Annotated in this window: 11 protein-coding genes; 9 read left to right on the forward strand and 2 right to left on the reverse strand. The window is 74.0% G+C overall.

The features are described 5' to 3' along the window. Positions 1 to 95: 95 nt before the first annotated feature. The 5 genes from ACNF49_RS44700 to ACNF49_RS44720 all read left to right on the forward strand — a co-directional run bounded on the left by ACNF49_RS44700 (position 96) and on the right by ACNF49_RS44720 (position 10337). Positions 96 to 1634: an FAD-dependent oxidoreductase gene (locus tag ACNF49_RS44700; RefSeq protein ID WP_482941520.1), complete on the forward strand. Its 1539-nt coding sequence runs from the start codon at positions 96 to 98 to the stop codon at positions 1632 to 1634. Between the two features lie 87 nt (positions 1635 to 1721). Then, complete coding sequence (locus tag ACNF49_RS44705) at positions 1722 to 2933, forward strand: cytochrome P450 (protein ID WP_357978872.1); 1212 nt, start codon at positions 1722 to 1724, stop codon at positions 2931 to 2933. Positions 2934 to 3149: 216 nt separating this feature from the next. Next, entirely contained in the window at positions 3150 to 5981 is a 2832-nt protein-coding gene (locus ACNF49_RS44710) for an ATP-binding protein (protein ID WP_482941521.1), read from the forward strand. 73 nt (positions 5982 to 6054) lie between these two features. After that, positions 6055 to 6177 carry a hypothetical protein gene (locus ACNF49_RS44715; protein ID WP_357978876.1) on the forward strand — a complete coding sequence of 41 codons (123 nt, stop codon included), beginning with the start codon at positions 6055 to 6057 and terminating at the stop codon, positions 6175 to 6177. 110 nt (positions 6178 to 6287) lie between these two features. Beyond that, positions 6288 to 10337 (forward strand): S8 family peptidase, encoded by a 4050-nt coding sequence (locus ACNF49_RS44720; RefSeq protein ID WP_482941522.1) that lies wholly within the window; start codon positions 6288 to 6290, stop codon positions 10335 to 10337. On the opposite strand, the gene ACNF49_RS44725 is transcribed toward ACNF49_RS44720, so the two are convergent. Next, on the reverse strand, positions 10235 to 10651 hold the full coding sequence (locus ACNF49_RS44725; protein WP_482941523.1) for an NUDIX domain-containing protein: 417 nt from the start codon (positions 10649 to 10651) through the stop codon (positions 10235 to 10237). The genes ACNF49_RS44720 and ACNF49_RS44725 overlap by 103 nt on opposite strands. 82 nt (positions 10652 to 10733) lie before the next feature. Between ACNF49_RS44725 and ACNF49_RS44730 the strand changes: the two genes are divergently transcribed. Together ACNF49_RS44730 and kstD are read left to right on the forward strand one after the other, a co-directional pair. After that, positions 10734 to 11624: a YihY/virulence factor BrkB family protein gene (locus tag ACNF49_RS44730; protein ID WP_482941524.1), complete on the forward strand. Its 891-nt coding sequence runs from the start codon at positions 10734 to 10736 to the stop codon at positions 11622 to 11624. A gap of 74 nt (positions 11625 to 11698) precedes the next feature. Beyond that, positions 11699 to 13456, forward strand: coding sequence for a 3-oxosteroid 1-dehydrogenase (gene kstD, locus ACNF49_RS44735; protein ID WP_357978882.1), 1758 nt, complete (start codon positions 11699 to 11701; stop codon positions 13454 to 13456). Between the two features lie 3 nt (positions 13457 to 13459). Here the strand turns inward: kstD and ACNF49_RS44740 are convergent, their stop codons facing one another. Continuing rightward, the gene (locus tag ACNF49_RS44740) at positions 13460 to 14089 is read right to left on the reverse strand and encodes a hypothetical protein (protein ID WP_482941525.1); all 630 of its coding nucleotides are present in this window, start codon (positions 14087 to 14089) and stop codon (positions 13460 to 13462) included. Between the two features lie 281 nt (positions 14090 to 14370). Between ACNF49_RS44740 and ACNF49_RS44745 the strand changes: the two genes are divergently transcribed. Both ACNF49_RS44745 and ACNF49_RS44750 read left to right on the forward strand, forming a co-directional pair. Beyond that, on the forward strand, positions 14371 to 15771 hold the full coding sequence (locus ACNF49_RS44745) for an APC family permease (RefSeq protein ID WP_357978885.1): 1401 nt from the start codon (positions 14371 to 14373) through the stop codon (positions 15769 to 15771). Between the two features lie 76 nt (positions 15772 to 15847). Next, positions 15848 to 16411 carry a dihydrofolate reductase family protein gene (locus tag ACNF49_RS44750; RefSeq protein ID WP_357978887.1) on the forward strand — a complete coding sequence of 188 codons (564 nt, stop codon included), beginning with the start codon at positions 15848 to 15850 and terminating at the stop codon, positions 16409 to 16411. Positions 16412 to 16484 lie beyond the last annotated feature (73 nt).

Genomic DNA, 16484 nt, shown 5'->3' on the forward strand with positions numbered 1-16484 from the left:
GCAGGCTACGGGCGCGGACGGCGGGGTAGGCCAGTCCGGGCCGGGCGCGCCGACCGGGGAGCGGGCGCGCGGCTCGCTCGACGGGGGGATGGCCGGTGAAAGTCGTCGTCGATCTGACGCGTTGCCAGGGGTACGGGCAGTGTGCCTTCCTCGCGCCCGACGTCTTCACCATGCGCGAGGAGTCCCTCCTGTACGACCTCGATCCCGGCGACGAGCGGCGCGAGCACGTGCTGCGCGCGGCGGCGGCCTGCCCCGTCCAGGCCATCCACCTCGACTGGACGGCCACCCGGCTCACGCCCGAGCCGCCCGGCCCGCCGGCGCGCGGGATGACCGACGGGCGCATCGTCATCGTCGGCGCGTCCCTGGCCGGGGCGCGGGCCGCCGGCGTGCTCAGGCGGGAGGGCTTCACCGGATCGCTGACGGTGATCGGCGACGAGCCCGCCGAGCCGTACGACCGGCCGCCGCTGTCCAAGCAGGTGCTCATGGGGCAGGTGGCGCCCGACCACGTCATGCTGCCCCACCTGCGCGAGGTCGAGGCCGAATGGTTGTGGGGCACCCGGGCGACCGGCCTGGACGTGGCCGGCAAGCGCGTCCTGCTGGCCGACGGCCGCGAGGTGGGCTTCGACCGGGTGCTGCTGGCCACCGGCACCCGCGCCCGGCCCTGGCCGCACGAGGAGGAGGCCCGGCTGGCGGGCGTCCACACGCTGCGCTCGATGCGGGACGCCGCCGGCCTGCGGAAGGCGCTGGCCGCCCGCCCCAACCGGGTGCTCATCCTGGGCGCCGGGTTCACCGGCAGCGAGATCGCCTCGGTCTGCCGCGAGCTGGACCTGCCCGTGACGGTCGTCGAACGCGGTCCGGCCCCGCTGGTCAACGCCCTCGGCGGCGTGATCGGCGACGTCGCCGCCCAGCTCCACCGCGAGCACGGCGTGGACCTGCGGTGCGACACCACGGTCACCTCGCTGGAGGGCGACGGGCACGGGCGGCTGCGCGGCGCCCGTCTGTCGGACGGCAGCACGGTCGAGGCCGAGGTCGCCGTCGTCGCGCTCGGCTCGGTGCGCAACGTCGAATGGCTGCTCGACTCGGGGCTGGCCGCCGGCGTGTGGGGCGTGGCCTGCGACGCCGGCTGCCGCGCCGTGGACACCAACGGCCTGGTGACCGACGACGTCTTCGTCGCCGGCGACATCGCCCGCTTCCCGCACCCGCTGTACCAGTACCAGTTCATGACGCTGGAGCACTGGGGGAACGCCGTCACCCAGGCCGAGATCGCGGCCCACAACATGGTCAGCGACCAGACCCACCGCTGGCCGCACCTGTCGGTGCCGGTGTTCTGGTCCAGCCAGTTCGGGGTCAACATCAAGTCGGTGGGCGTGCCCACCTTCGCCGACGAGCTCGTCGTCACCCAGGGCTCGACGGACGAGCGCCGCTTCGTCGCCGTCTACGGCTACAAGGGCCGGATCACCGCCGCGGTCACCTTCGACCAGGGCATGTGGCTGGAGTTCTACCAGCGGCTGATCGAGCGGGCCACGCCCTTCCCGCCCGCCTTCCGGCACATGGACATGCGGGGGAGGCGCGGCCCGTACCGGCCCGGGTGCCCGAGCGGCTGGTCGCGGCCGAGGGGGCGACGGTCGTGGTGACCGGCCACGACCCGGCCGAGCGGCGCGCCTCGCTGCTGCACGCGCCGCAGAGCTGACCCGGGAAGAACCCAGACAGGAGTGCAGGACATGACCTCGGACGCCGCCATGCAGCGCATCCTCGACCCGGCCGGCCGCGCCGACCCCTACCCGTTCCTCGGGGAGCTGCGCCGCAACCCGGTGACGCGGCTGGCGGACGGCTCGTACGTCGTCAGCACGTACCGGGAGATCGTCGAGCTGCTGCACGACCCGCGGCTCAGCTCCGACCGGCGCAACCTGGCGAACGCGCCGGAGGAGCCCGAGCACGCGCCCGCCTTCATCAGGCTCGACCCGCCGGAGCACGACCGGCTGCGCCGCCTGACCATGCGCCACTTCGGCCCGCCGCACTCGCCGGGCGTGGTGGACGGGCTGCGCCCGATGATGCTGGCCACCACCACCGAGCTGATCGACGCCCTGGCCGGCAAGAACCGGGCCGACGTCGTGGACGAGGTCGCCTACCCGCTGCCGATCGCCGTCATCTGCCGGCTGCTCGGCGTGCCGGCCGAGGACGAGCAGCAGTTCCACGCCTGGGCGGACCAGATCGTCGAGACGCTCGGGCCGGGCGAGGAGGACCGCGCCGAGCGGGCCCGCGAGCGCCAGGCGGTGTCGCAGAACCTGGAACGCTACCTCGCCGGGCTGGCCGAGGCGCGGCGGCGGGAGCCGGGCGACGACATGTTGTCCGGGTTCGTCACCTACGAGGGCCCGGACGGCCGCATGACGCCGGAGGAGGTCGTCGCCACGTCCCTGCTGCTGCTCATCGCCGGACACGAGACCACCATCAACCTCATCGCCAACGGCATGCTCACCCTGCTGCGCGACCCCATCCTGCTGGAACGCCTGCGCGCCGACCCCGACCTCGTCATCACCACGGTCGAGGAGCTGCTGCGCTTCGAGCCGCCCGTGCAGCTCGTCTCCTCGCGGGTCACCCTCGACGACGTGGTCGTCGGCGGCGTGACCATCCCTGCCGGCTCGCCCGTCGTGCTGGCGCTGGCGGCGGGCAGCCGCGACCCGGCCCACGTGCGCGAGCCCGACCGGTTCGACCCGTGCCGCCGGCCCAACGAGCACCTGGGGTTCGGCGGCGGCGTCCACTACTGCTTCGGCGCGCCGCTGGCCCGGCTGGAGGCACAGGTCGTGCTGGGTGAGCTGGTGCGCCGGGTGCGCAATCCGCGGCTGGTCGCCGACCCGCCGCCGTACCGCCCCAGCCCGGTGCTCCGCGGCCCCCGCCACCTCCTGATCGACTACGACGCCATCACCCCCGCCTGACCACACCCGGCGCCCCACCAAGCCCGAAACCCAAGGCCCCCCACCTCTCCCCCCGGGACCAGAAGTTCAGGGCCCGCCGCCCCCTCCTCCCTCCTGGGACCGGGAGAACAGGGCCCGCCGCCACCTCCTCCCCTTCCCGGTACGAACGTGCCGCGGGGGTGTGACGTTGATCTGTGACTTCGTGTGCAGTTGAATGAGCGGGTGCGTGCTGGGCGGGTGGTGTCTCCTGTTCTGGTTGGGCGGGAGAAGGAGCTCGCCCGGCTCGTCGCGCTGGTCGCCGGGGCGCCCGCCGTGGCCGTCGTCGAGGGCGAGGCCGGCATCGGCAAGTCCAGGCTGACGGCCGAGCTGCTCGGCGGTCCCGCGGTGGCGGGCCTGCGGGTGCTGAGCGGGGCCTGCGTGCAGATCAGGGAGCCGTTCCCGCTGGGGCCCGTCGTCGAGGCGTTACGCGGGCGGGCGTCCGAGCTGGCCGGCGCGGCGCTGTCGCCGGTCGCGGGGGCGCTGCGCGAGCTGCTGCCCGAGCTGGCCGGGGTGCTGCCGGAGACGCCGCCGCCGCTCGACGACCGGGCGGCCGAGCGGCACCGGGTCTTCCGGGGGCTCGCCGAGGTGCTGACCGCGCTCGGCCCCGCCGTCCTGGCCGTGGAGGACCTCCACTGGGCCGACGGGCAGACGGTCGAGTTCCTGACGTACCTGATGTCCGTGCTGCCCGGCACGTTGCGGGTGGTGCTGACGTACCGGAGCGAGGAGGCGTCCGGGGCGGTACGGGCGATCACCGCCCGCGCCCCCGACACGATCACGGCCGAGCACCTGGTGCTGCCGCCGCTCGACGCCGCCCAGACCCGGGTGATGGCCTCGGCGATCCTCGGGGCCGAGGAGGTGACGGCCGAGTTCGCCGAGCACCTGTGCGGGCGGGCGTCCGGGCTGCCGCTGGCCGTGCAGGAGCTGCTGGCGCTGCTGCGCGACCGCGGCACGCTGATCCGGTGGGAGGGCGGCTGGGCGCGGCGGGCGCTGGAGGAGCTCGACGTGCCGAGCGGCGTGCGCGCCTCGGTGCAGGAACGGGTGGCCCGGCTCTCCCCCGGCGCCAAGGAGGTGGCCGAGCGCGCCGCCGTGCTGCAGCTCCCGGTGCCCGTCGCCCTGCTGTCGGGCCCCGACGTCGGGGCGATCGACGAGGTGCTCGGCTCCGGGCTGTTCGCCGACACCGGCGGCCTGGTCGGGTTCCGGCACGTGCTGGCGGCGCAGGCGGTCTACGAGGCGATCCCGCTCGGCCGCCGGCAGGCCCTGCACGCCGCCGCCGCGGACACCGTACGCGAGCTGCGCCCGGTGCCGCTGGGCCGCCTGGCCCACCACCTGCGCCAGGCCGGCCGGGCCGGGCAGTGGGTGCAGGCCGCGATCGAGGCGGCCGAGCAGGCGTCCCGGCTGGGTGACGACGCCGAGGCCGCCCGCCTGCTGGAGGACGTCCTGCGCGGCACCGACCTGCCCGCCGCCCGGCGGGCCGAGCTGACGGTGAAGCTGGGCTGGGCCGCGCTGGAGCTGCTGCGCCCGCCGCCGGTCGCCGACCTGGTCACCGGCGCGCTGGAGCAGGACGTGCCGCCGCCGTTCCGCGGCCACCTGCGCCTGCTGCTCGCGCTGCACCTGGAGCGCACCCGCACCGACGGCGCCCGCATCGGCGAGGCCTTCGCGCGGGCCGCCGACGACCTGGCCGGCGAGCCGGGCCTGGCGGCGTGGGCCATGGCCGGGGTCGGCCGCCCGCCCAGCGGCCTGCCGCCGGAGGAGAGCAGGTCGTGGCTGGAGCGGGCGCTCGCGACCCTGCCCGCGGTCGCCGATCCGGCCATGCGGATGCTGGTGCTCGGCAAGATCGCGATGATCTTCGTGGTGATGGGCGACCCACGCTGGGCCGCGCTCGCCGACGACCTGCTGCGGGAGACCGGCGGACGGCGGCTGCTGCGCCGCGAGGTCAACGCCTACCGCTCCATCGGGGGCGCCGCCCTGTTCAGCGGGCACCACCAGAGGGGCCGCCGCCTGCTGACCGCGGCGGTCGAGGACGGCGCCGAGCCCGACCTGCGCGAGCGGCTGGAACTGCGCTGCCTGGTGAACCTGGCCGCGGCCGACTACTTCGAGGGCTCCTGGCAGGGGCTGCCGGCCAGGCTCCAGGAGCTGCGCGACCACTTCGGCGACGAGCCGCACGAGCGCATCCTCCTCGACATCGTGACCGCCTGCCTGGCCGCGGTGCAGGGCCGTCAGGAGGCCGCGCTGCCGTCGCTGCTCGACGCCGCCGCCGAGGCCCGTACCCGGGGTCAGTACGACGACCTCGTGCTGCCGCTGGCGATGTCGCTCAGGCTGAGCGCCGCGCGGGGCGAGCCGGAGCCGGCGATCGAGGCGGCCGTCGAGGCGGGCCGCCACTGGGAGGCGAGCGAGTTGTGGCCCGTGGCGGTCCGCGCGCTGCCCGCGCTGACCGAGGCGCTGCTCGTCGCGGGCCGTCCCGAGGAGGCCGCCGACGTCGTCGCGGGGCACGCCGCCCGGCTGGCCGGGCGCGACGCGCCGCTGGCCGGGCCCGCGCTCGCGCAGGCCCGTGGCCTGCTGGCGGCCGCCGGCGAGCAGTGGGCGCGGGCCGCGGCCGAGTTCACCGCCGCCGCCGACGCCTTCGAGACGGTCCCGGCACGGTACGAGGCCGCCCAGGCGAGCGAGCAGGCCGCCGCCTGCCTGTTCGCCCTCGACGACCCCGAGGCCGCCGTCCGGCTCGGCCGGGCCGTCACGGTGTACGCCGATCTCGGGGCGCGCTGGGACCTCGACCGGGCGACCGGGCTGGGGCGCAGGTGGGGCGTCCGCCCGGCGGCGCAGAGCGCGCCCGCGCAGGCGGGGAACGACCACGCCCTGTCGGCCCGGCAGGAGCAGGTGGCCCGGCTGGCGGCCGAGGGGCTGACCAACCAGGAGATCGCCAGGGAGCTGTTCCTGTCGCCGAAGACGGTGGACAAGCACGTGAGCGCGGCCATGCGCAAGGTGGGGGCGCGGTCGCGGACGGAGCTGGCCCGCCACCTCCTCCCCAGCGACTGACCCCCAAAATGGGGATTTTTCCCCATAGGGCACCCCATACCCCTCCCCATACGTCTGCCGCGACACTTTCGGCATGTCCGACACCATCCAAGACCCCGACCGGCCGGACCCGGACGACCCGGCCCCCGACGTCCCCTCCCCGCACGAGGAGACCCCGGAGCCCCCCCGCCCGCCGGACGGCTTCGAACCCGTCTGACCCCTTCAGGACGGCAACGAGCCCGTCCGCACCCTCACGGACGGTTCCCTCCCTTCCGGGCCACGAGCCCACCGCCGCCGTCCGAATCCCTCCCCGCCAGAAAGGCCACCATGGCACTGCCCCGCCCCCCGCTGGCGCGCCGGACAGGCGTCCTGCTGACCGCGGTCACCGCGCTCGCCGGCGTGCTGACCGCCGGACCGGCGACCGCCGCGACACCGGACACCCCCGCCCCCGGCGCCCCCGGCACCCCCGCCGCTCCCACGGCACCCGCCGCCCCCACGCAGGCCGCCAAGGACGTCACCCTGTCCGGGGTGCGCGCCCAGAAGGTCGTCGTCACGCTGATCACGGGTGACAAGGTCCAGCTCACCCGGTCCGCCGCCGGCCGGTACCGCGTGGAGCCGGCCCCCGGCACGCGCCAGGACGGCCGCCGGATCAACCTGTTCACCCAGTTCACCCCGGACGGCGTCTTCGTGCTGCCGGACGACGCGATCTCCGCCGTCCAGGCGGGGCTGGTGGACAGGCGGCTGTTCGACGTCAAGTACCTGGCCGAGAACGGCTACTCCGACGACGTGGCCAAGCGGCTGCCGGTCATCGTGCAGTACCCGGGCGACCAGGCCGAGGCCGCGGTCAAGCGCTCGGCCGCCGCCGTCCCCGCCAGCGAGCCCACCCGGACGCTGGAGAGCATCCACGCCTCCGCCCTCGACGTCACCAAGGCCGAGGCGGGCGCGTTCTGGGACGCGGTGCGCGGCGGGCGGCCCGCCGGCGAGGGCCTGGCCAAGTCACCCGGCACGCTGCGCGGCGGCATCGCCAAGCTGTGGCTGGACGCCAAGGTCAAGGCCGACCTGGACGTGAGCGTCCCGCAGATCGGCGCCCCCAAGGCGTGGGAACGCGGCCAGGACGGGACCGGCGTGAAGATCGCCGTCCTGGACACCGGCGCCGACACCGGCCACCCCGACCTGGCCGGGAGGATCGCCGACAGCAAGTCGTTCGTCCCCGACCAGCCCGTCCAGGACGGGCACGGGCACGGCACCCACGTCGCCTCGACCATCGCCGGCACCGGCGCGGCCTCGGGCGGCAAGCTCAAGGGCGTCGCCCCGGGCGCGCAGCTCGTCGTCGGCAAGGTGCTCGACAACACCGGCTCCGGCCAGGAGTCGTGGATCATCGAGGGCATGGAGTGGGCCGCGCGCAGCGGCGCGAAGGCCGTCAGCATGAGCCTCGGCGGCCCGCCCAGCGACGGCACCGACCCGCTCAGCCAGGCCGTGAACGACCTGACCGCCGAGACCGGCACGCTGTTCGTGGTCGCCGCGGGCAACCTGTACGAGGCCGAGACGATCAGCATGCCCGGCGCTGCCGACGCCGCGCTGACCGTGGCCGCGGTGGACAAGAGCGACAAGCTCGCCGCGTTCTCCAGCCGCGGGCCGCGCCCCGGCGGCGGGCTCAAGCCCGACATCGCCGCGCCCGGCGTGGACATCGTGGCCGCGCGGGCGGCCGGCACCGCCATGGGCTCCCCCGTGGACGACCACTACACCGGCGCCTCCGGCACCTCCATGGCCACGCCGCACGTGGCCGGCGCGGTCGCGATCATGGCGCAGCAGCACCCGGACTGGACGGCCCAGCAGCTCAAGGCCGCCCTGATGTCCACCTCCAAGGACGACGGCTTCACCGTCTACGAGCAGGGCGCCGGCCGGGTGGACCTGGACCGCGCGACCAGGCAGCAGGTGTTCGCGACGAGCGGCGGCGTGGACTTCGGCCTGCTGGAGACCGGCAGCGCGCCGAAGACCGGCGAGATCTCCTACCGCAACCTGGGCGACCAGCCCGTCACGCTCACGCTGAAGGCGGCGATGGGCGCCGCGAAGCCGGTACTCGCCGACGCGACGCTGACCGTCCCCGCCGGCGGCACCGCCGCCACCACCGTCACCCTCGACCCGGCCGAGCTGCCCGTCGGCACCTACAGCGGGGCCGTGACGGCCGAGGCGGACGGCGTCCGGCTCAGCACGCCGCTCGGCGCGGTGCGGGACGTCCCCAAGTACGACCTGACCATCCACACCATCGACCGGGACGGCAAGCCGCGCACCCCGTCGGCCATGAGCGTCCTGGACGTCGACGGCAACAAGGGCGAGCTCGGCCCCAACCGCATCGACGACGTGGGCCTGGTCGTGAGCCGCGTCCCGGCCGGCACCGTCAGCCTGCTGCAGGTGCTCGACTGGGTGGACGCCGACGACCGCGCCAACCGGGCCTGGCTGTTCGAGCCCGAGCTGACCGTCACCGGCGACATGGAGATCACCCTCGACGCCCGCAAGGCCACCGAGGTCAGCTTCAGCGCGCCGAAGACCGCGCAGCCGCTGAACAACACCTACGACGTCTTCTTCCAGCGCTCCCTGCCCAACGGCAAGGTCTTCGGCGGCACGCTGCTGTCCGGCCGCCCGCTCGGCGGCTGGGAGAAGGTGTGGGCGCTGCCGACGAAGAAGGTCACCAAGGGCGGCTTCCGCTTCGCCGGCCAGTGGGAGCTGGGCGTGCCCGAGGTCACCATGACCATGCGCACGCCGAAGCGCACGACCCTGCACCCGGTCACCCGGGTCCGCACGATCGACTCCGGCGAGATCCACCCCGGGTACGTCCCGTTCGAGGGCACCAAGGACCTGCGGGTGGTCGACGCCGGCAAGGGCCGTCCCGAGGACCTCGCGGGCAAGGACCTGCGCGGCGCGCTCGTGCTGGTCGACGCCGAGCCCGCCGAGGGCATCTTCGGGGTGGCGTGCGGCCTGCAGATCGAGCGGGTGGGCCCGATCAGGGACGCGGGCGCCGCCGGCGTCCTGGCCTTCAACGAGAAGGCCGCCACCTGCCCGATCCCGCTGCCCATCTCGCAGAAGCCGTTCAGCGGCCCGTTCCAGCCGGTCAACATCCCCGTCGCCTACGTCTCCAACGCCGAGGGCCTGAAGATCCGCGAGGAGGCCGGCCGGGGCAAGGTGACCGTCCGGGTCGAGGGCACGCCGAACACGCCGTACTCGTACGTGTTCCGGCCGTCCGCCGACGGGCGCGTCCCTGACTCGATGCGGTACAAGGTGACCGAGCGCCAGCTCCACCGGGTCGACCTCGACGTGCACGCCGGGCCGTACACGAAGTACATGAACTGGCGGGCCTCGTGGCGGACCGACGACATCTCCTACACGACGACCAACACCAACATCCTGCAGTGGTCGGTCCCGCTGCCCGAGCGCAGGACGCAGTGGATCTGGCCGCTCGACCCCGAGGTCGTGAGCGAGGCGGGCCTGTCGGCGCTCGCCTCCTCCGCGCCCGGCGAGGAGGTCCAGGAGACCCGCTACCGGCACGAGGTGTTCGACCGGCCGGGCACCACCGTCCAGAAGTGGTTCGCCACCCCGAGCACGCCGGGCGCCTCGACGGCCTCCGACAAGCTGTACGCGCTCGGCGGCCCCGCGGACGCGCCCCCGCTCAAGCAGCTCGTGATCGGCGTGCCGTGCGCGATCTGCGTGCACGACGGCAACCTGTGGGTGACGCCGTCCATGGTCAACGGGGTCGGGGACCGGCGTGACGACGGCGTCTCGTTCGGCGACCTGGTGCCCCAGTACGAGCTGCACCTGTACCGCGACGGCAAGGAGCTGCCGAACGCCCCCCTGCCGGGCTTCGACACGCTGCCGCGTTACCCGCTGCCCAAGGAGCCGGGCACCTACCGGCTGACGGCCAGGAACGCCCTGTCGGACATCGAGTGGACGTTCACCGCCCCGCCGTCCAAGGACCAGCTCAGGCCGGGCGCCAACTGCTACGCCTGGTTCGTCGACGGGCTGGTCGAGCAGTGCCGCACCACCCCCGCGGTCTACGTCAGCTACGACCTCGGTGACACCCTGTCCGCCGGCAACACGGTCGCGGCCGGGCGCAGGCACACGTTCGAGCTGGAGGCCTACCACGGGCCGTCGGCGGCGAAGATGCCGGCGATCGCGGGCGTGCGGCTGTGGACCAGCACCGACGACGGCGCCACCTGGCAGCCCGCCGACCTCAGGCGGGGCCGGGACGGCGGCTACACCGCCGGTGCGAAGTACCCGGCCTACCGCGCCACCAAGGGCGCGGTGAGCCTGAAGGTGGAGGCGTGGGACGCGGCGGGCAACCGCCTCAGGCAGACCACCCTGCGCGCGTTCAACCTCCGCTGACCGCGTCGGCCGCGGCCGCCCGCCGGGCGGGAGCCACACCCTCCCGGCGGGAAGACCCGCTCGGCGGTGCGGCCGAGCTCGGCCGCCGTCCACCACCGGTGCCCGAGCCCGTCGTCAGCGGGCTCGGGCAGCTCCGTGCCCGGGACCCGGGCGAAGAAGTACGTGTGCACGGTGTGGAACCGGTGTCCCTGCACCGACCACTCCCCCGAGTTGACGGCCACCGGCCCGGCCAGGTCCGCGGCGGCGAGCGCGGACCCGGTCTCCTCGCGGACCTCCCGGCAGGCCGCCTCCGCCGCCGTCTCCCCCGGCTCCACCGCGCCGCCGGGCCGGTGGGCGGTACGGTGAGCACCCGGCGGCGTACGGCCACCGGGACGTCAGCGAAGGGAACCCCGCACCATGAACGCCACCGGACCGGACAAGGGCCCGGCGGCGGCCTGGCGGCGGGCCCGCGACCGGCACGGCTGGCTCGACCACCTGTCCCGCGCCGTGCTGCGCTACGACAAGGCCGACGGCGGCCGGTTGTCGGCGGCCCTCACCTACTACTCCTTCTTCGCCACCTTCGCCCTGGCCCTGCTGGCGTTCGGCATCCTCGGCCACGTCATGGACGACCCGACGGTCCTCGCCACGGTCCAGCACTACCTGAGCGAGAACTTCCCGCGCCTCGACGTCCAGGCGTTACGGGAGGCCGGGGGCACGGCCGGCGCGGTGGCCTTCGTCGCGCTGCCGATGACCGGGCTGTTCTGGATGGACACCCTGCGCTCGGCCACCAGGGCGATCTGGGGGCTGGATGAGTATCCGGGGCGCTTCTTCCTGCGCCAGCTCATCGACCTGGGCGTGATGGCCGGGCTCGGGCTGCTGCTCGCCCTGTCGCTCGCCGTCGCCTTCGCCGCCGAGCGGCTGCTGACGTGGCTGGCCGTGCTCACCGTGGGCGTGGCGGCCCTTCCGGCCCAGTGGGTGCTCACCGCGGCCGGGATCGTGCTCGGCCTCGGCGTGAACACGCTGCTGGCCATGGCGCTGCTGACCGCGCCGCCCCGGTTGCGGGTGCCGCTGCGCCGCGTGATCGGGCCGGCGCTGGTCATCACCGCCGGGCTGGAGATCCTCAAGACGATCGGCCAGGTCTACGTCAACCTCACCGCCGCCAACCCCGCCTACCGGGTGGTCGCGGGCGCGGCGGGCATGCTGCTGTTCCTGAAGGTGCTCAACCAGCTCATCCTGTTCGCCACCGCCCTGACGGCGACCGGCACGTCGGGCCACGTCAAGGATCTGGCCGTGCGGCGGGCCCGTTGACAGGGTAACCAACCAAGCGCATGCTCGTTTCGGCGAGGGGGGCGACCGGCTCTCCCCTGTCGAAGGGATCATCGATGCGACCAGCCTCACCGGCCTCCGACGCCCTCACCCCCCGCGGGCGCAGCCGCCGTACCCTGCTCATCGCGGGCGGGATCCTGGTCACCGGCGCGGCGCTCGGCCAGGACCCGGCCTACGCCGACGCCGACTACGACGTGGTGGTGGTCGGCTCGGGGGCCGCCGGGATGACCGCCGCCCTCACCGCCGCCAAGCGCGGCCTGAGCACCGTCGTGCTGGAGAAGGCGCCGACGTTCGGCGGGTCGGCGGCGCGGTCGGGGGCGGGCATCTGGATCCCGTGCAACGAGGTGATCCTGGCCGCCGGGGTGCCGGACACGCCCGCCAAGGCCGCCGCGTACCTGGCCCGCGTGGTGGGCGACACCGTCCCGGCCGCGCGGCAGCAGGCGTTCCTGAACGCGGGGCCGCAGATGATCTCGTTCGTGACGCGCAACAGCCCGCTGCGCTTCCGGTTCATGGAGGGGTACTCCGACTACTACCCCGAGTTCCCCGGCGGGATGCCGGGCGGGCGGTCCATCGAGCCCGACCAGTTCGACGGCAACCTCCTCGGCCCGGAGCTGGCCCGGCTCAACCCGCCGTACATGGCGACCCCGGCGGGCATGGTCGTCTTCAGCGCCGACTACAAGTGGCTGACGCTCGCCCTGGTCAACCCGAAGGGCGCGGAGGTGTCGGCGGCCTGCCTGCTGCGGGGCACGCAGGCGGCGTTGCGCGGCGAGAAGCCGCTGACGATGGGCCAGGCGCTGGCCGCCGGGCTGCGCGCCGGGCTGCTGGCCGCCGGGGTGCCGGTGTGGCTGAACACCCCGCTGCTCGGCCTGCACGTCGAAGGCGGCCGGGTCGCGGGCGTCGTCACCCCGGCCGGGGTGGTCAGGGCCAGGCGCGGGGTGATCGTCGGCTCGGGCGGGTTCGAGCACAGCGCGGCGATGCGGGCCGAGTTCCAGCGCCAGCCCATCGGGACGAGCTGGACGGTCGGCGCCAAGGAGAACACCGGCGACGGCATCGAGGCCGGTGAGCAGGCCGGCGGCGCGCTGGACCTGATGGACGACGCCTGGTGGGGGCCGGTGATCCCGCTGCCCGGCGAGCCGTACTTCTGCCTGGCCGAGCGGACCCTGCCGGGCTGCGTCATCGTCAACGGCGCCGGCCGGCGCTTCGTCAACGAGGCCGCGCCCTACAGCGACGTCGTGCACGTCATGTACGACCGCAACACCCCGTCCGACCCGCACATCCCCGCCTGGCTGATCATCGACCAGCAGTACCGCAACAAGTACCTGTTCAAGGACATCGCCCCGCTGCTGCCCTTCCCCGACTCCTGGTACGACAGCGGCGCCGTGTTCAAGGCCCCGACGATCGAGCAGCTCGCCCGCAGGATCGGGGTGCCGGAGGCCGCCCTGCGCGCCACGGTCACCCGCTTCAACGGCTTCGCCCTGGCCGGGCGGGACGCCGACTTCCACCGCGGCGACAGCGCCTACGACCACTACTACGCCGACCCGTACGTCCGGCCGAACCCGTGCCTGGCGCCGCTCTGGCTGCCGCCGTTCTACGCCTTCAAGATCGTCCCTGGCGACCTGGGCACCAAGGGCGGCCTGCGCACCGATGCCCGCGCCCGCGTCCTGCGCGCCGACGGCTCGGTGATCCCCGGCCTGTACGCCGCCGGCAACGCCAGCGGCGCCGTCATGGGCCACAGCTACGCGGGCTCGGGCTCGACCATCGGACCGGCCATGACCTTCGGCTACGTGGCCGCGAACGACCTGGCCGGCGGCTGACCGTCAGTCGGCCGTGTAGCTGATCGACCGGACGTCGTAGCCCTTCGCCTCGGAGCCGCGGACGTGCATGAACATCGCGCCGCCCTCGTAGGACCAGGCGCACGCGTAGCCCTTCGGCTCCTTGGCGCAGCCCTGGAAGTGGTGGGTGACGCCGCGCGGGTCGTACCTGACCCGGAACAGCGTCCGCACCGCGTCCTGCGCGCCGACCTCCAGGGCGGCGTACCGGTCGCCGCGCTTCCAGGCGGTGAACAGGTGCCCGGCCGCGGCGGACGGCCGCACGACGTGCCGGGACAGGTAGACCTTGGTGACCTTGGAGCCGGTCACGGCCATCGCGATGCCGTTGAGGCCGCCGGGCACGCGCACGCTGGTGTGCACGTACCGGCACACGCCGCGCGAGCAGCCGTCGAATCGGTCGGGCGCGCGGTAGGCGTAGCCGAAGATCGTGCGCACCGCGGCGGGGGTGGCGACCCCGGCCGCGGCGGCGCGGTCGCCGGCCAGCCACGCGCGGAACAGCTTGCCCGCCACCTTGCCGGGCGCGGGGGCGGCGGCGAGCGCGGGGGCGGCGGGAACGCCGAGCGTCAGCGTGGCGGCCGCCGCGAGGACGGCGCCGCCGAGAAACAGTCGTCTGGACACGCCCCGACGCTAGGACCTGTCCCTTGCGCAGGGATTGCTCCGGACTTGCAACCCTTACCCCCGCACATTGACGGCGCGGCGGCCGGACGGCCGTCGCGCCGTTCGCGTACCGGGACGGATGCTCAGCGTGACGACCTGTTCACGGATGACAAGCGGGGATCGTACAGTGTCAGGATGACGGTCGAGATCACGTGGTCGCGGCGGCGCGCGGCGACCGGCCGGGGCTCGCCGTCGCGCACATGACGTAGCCGTCATCCTCACGGACGAGAAGGACCACCCCCATGGCTCAGATCAGTCCCCCCAGCCCGCCCGAGGCCGGCAGCGGCCAACCCAGCCTGAAGCGGGTGATGGGCCCCGGCCTGTTGCTGCTGTTCATCGTCGGCGACATCCTCGGCACCGGCATCTACGCCCTGACCGGCCAGGTCGCCGGCGAGGTGGGCGGCGCGGCCTGGCTGCCCTTCACGATCGCCTTCGTCGTCGCGCTGATCACCGCCTGCTCCTACCTGGAGCTGGTCACCAAGTATCCGGAGGCCGCGGGCGCCGCCCTCTACGTGCACAAGGCGTTCGGCAAGCACGCGCTGACGTTCCTGGTGTGCTTCGCGGTGATGTGCTCGGGCATCACGTCGGCGTCGGCGGCCTCGCGGGCCTTCGCCGCCAACCTCGCCACCGGGTTCGGCCTCGACGCGGGCAACGGCGTCATCCTGTTGATCGCCGTGGGGTTCATGCTGCTGATCCTGGCCGTCAACCTGCGCGGCGTCGGCGAGAGCGTCAAGCTCAACGTCGTGCTCACCGCGGTCGAGCTGTCGGGGCTGCTGATGGTCATCGTGCTCAGCGGGTACTTCATCTCCGGCGGCCACGCCGACTTCTCCCGCGTCGTCGCCTTCGAGACGCCCGCCGACAAGGGCGTGTTCCTGGCCGTCAGCGCCGCGACCTCGCTGGCCTTCTTCGCCATGGTCGGCTTCGAGGACTCCGTCAACATGGCCGAGGAGACCAAGGACCCGACCCGGATCTTCCCGCGCATGATGTTCGCGGGCATCGGCATCACCGGGGTGATCTACGTGCTCGTGTCGATCTGCGCGGTCGCCGTGGTCCCGGTCGGGCAGCTCGCCGCCAGCGAGACGCCGCTGGTCACGGTGGTGCAGACGGCGGCTCCTGGCGTGCCGATCGCCTCGCTGCTGCCGTTCATCTCGATGTTCGCGGTCGCGAACTCGGCGCTGATCAACATGCTGATGGCCAGCCGGCTGCTGTACGGCATGAGCAAGCAGGGCGTGCTGCCGCCGTTCCTGTCGGCGGTGCACGCCACCCGGCGCACGCCGCACGCCGCGATCCTGTTCACCACGGTGATCGCCGTCGGCCTCATCACGTTCGTCTCGCTGGTCCCCGACAGCCCGGTCGTGGCGCTGCTGGGCGGCACGACCTCACTGCTGCTGCTCGCCGTCTTCGCGGCGGTCAACGTGGCGGTCCTCGTCCTGCGCCGGGACGTCACCGGCACCGAGCACTTCAACGCGGGCCGCGTGCTGCCCGTGCTGGGCACGGTCACCTGCCTCTACCTGGTGCTGCCGTGGTCCTCCGGGCGTCCGGCGGGCCAGTACGAGATCGCCGGGATCCTGCTGGTGATCGGCGTGATCCTGTGGGGGGCGTCCTGGTTGTCGGCCAGGCGGCGAGCCGTCGGGCGACCTTAAGCCCGGCGGAAGCAGACCGTAAGTACGCTCCGGCACGCTGGGAACCACACAGAGCGGAACCGGAAGGACATATCAAATGCGCAAGGTCAAGCTGCAGCTCCAGATCACCACGGACGGCTTCGTGGGCGGCCCCGACGGCGAGATGGACTGGGTCAAGTTCCCCTGGACCGACGACATCAACGCCCACGTCGCGGCGCTGTGGGAGCCGGTCGACACCATCGTGCTGGGCCGCAAGCTGGCCGAGGGCTTCATCCCGGCCTGGGAGTCGCGGCCGGCGGGCGAGACCGAGGAGGGCATCGACAAGATGATCAACACGCCGAAGGTCGTCATCTCCCGCAGCCTGGCCGAGTCGCCCTGGAAGAACGCCGTCGTGGCGGGCGGCGACCCGGCCGAGACCGTCGAGGAGCTGAAGGCGAAGCCCGGCGGCGACGTGATGGTGGCCGGCGGCGCCTCGATCGGCCGGCAGCTGATCTCGCGGGGGCTGATCGACGAGCTGCACCTGTTCGTCAACCCGGTCGCGATCGGGGCCGGGCTGCCGCTGTTCCCGGCGGGCGAGGGCTACCACCGGCTGCGCCTGGTCGGCGCGCGCGCGTTCGACTGCGGCGTGGTGGGCCTGCACTACGAGCCGGAACGTTCCTGAGAGGTCCGCCCTTCACCGTGGCGGGCCGTGAAACGCGGAGAACGAACGAGAGCACGTGCCCGGGAATGGCCTC

It is taken from the genome of Actinomadura sp. ATCC 39365 (genome assembly GCF_054392275.1).

Coding starts and splice junctions, on each gene's coding strand:
- kstD (WP_357978882.1), top strand. CDS start 11,699: ATGCGACCAGCCTCACCGGCCTCCGACGCCCTCACCCCCCGCGGGCGC.
- ACNF49_RS44730 (WP_482941524.1), top strand. CDS start 10,734: ATGAACGCCACCGGACCGGACAAGGGCCCGGCGGCGGCCTGGCGGCGG.
- ACNF49_RS44745 (WP_357978885.1), top strand. CDS start 14,371: ATGGCTCAGATCAGTCCCCCCAGCCCGCCCGAGGCCGGCAGCGGCCAA.
- ACNF49_RS44715 (WP_357978876.1), top strand. CDS start 6,055: ATGTCCGACACCATCCAAGACCCCGACCGGCCGGACCCGGACGACCCG.
- ACNF49_RS44750 (WP_357978887.1), top strand. CDS start 15,848: ATGCGCAAGGTCAAGCTGCAGCTCCAGATCACCACGGACGGCTTCGTG.
- ACNF49_RS44720 (WP_482941522.1), top strand. CDS start 6,288: ATGGCACTGCCCCGCCCCCCGCTGGCGCGCCGGACAGGCGTCCTGCTG.
- ACNF49_RS44705 (WP_357978872.1), top strand. CDS start 1,722: ATGACCTCGGACGCCGCCATGCAGCGCATCCTCGACCCGGCCGGCCGC.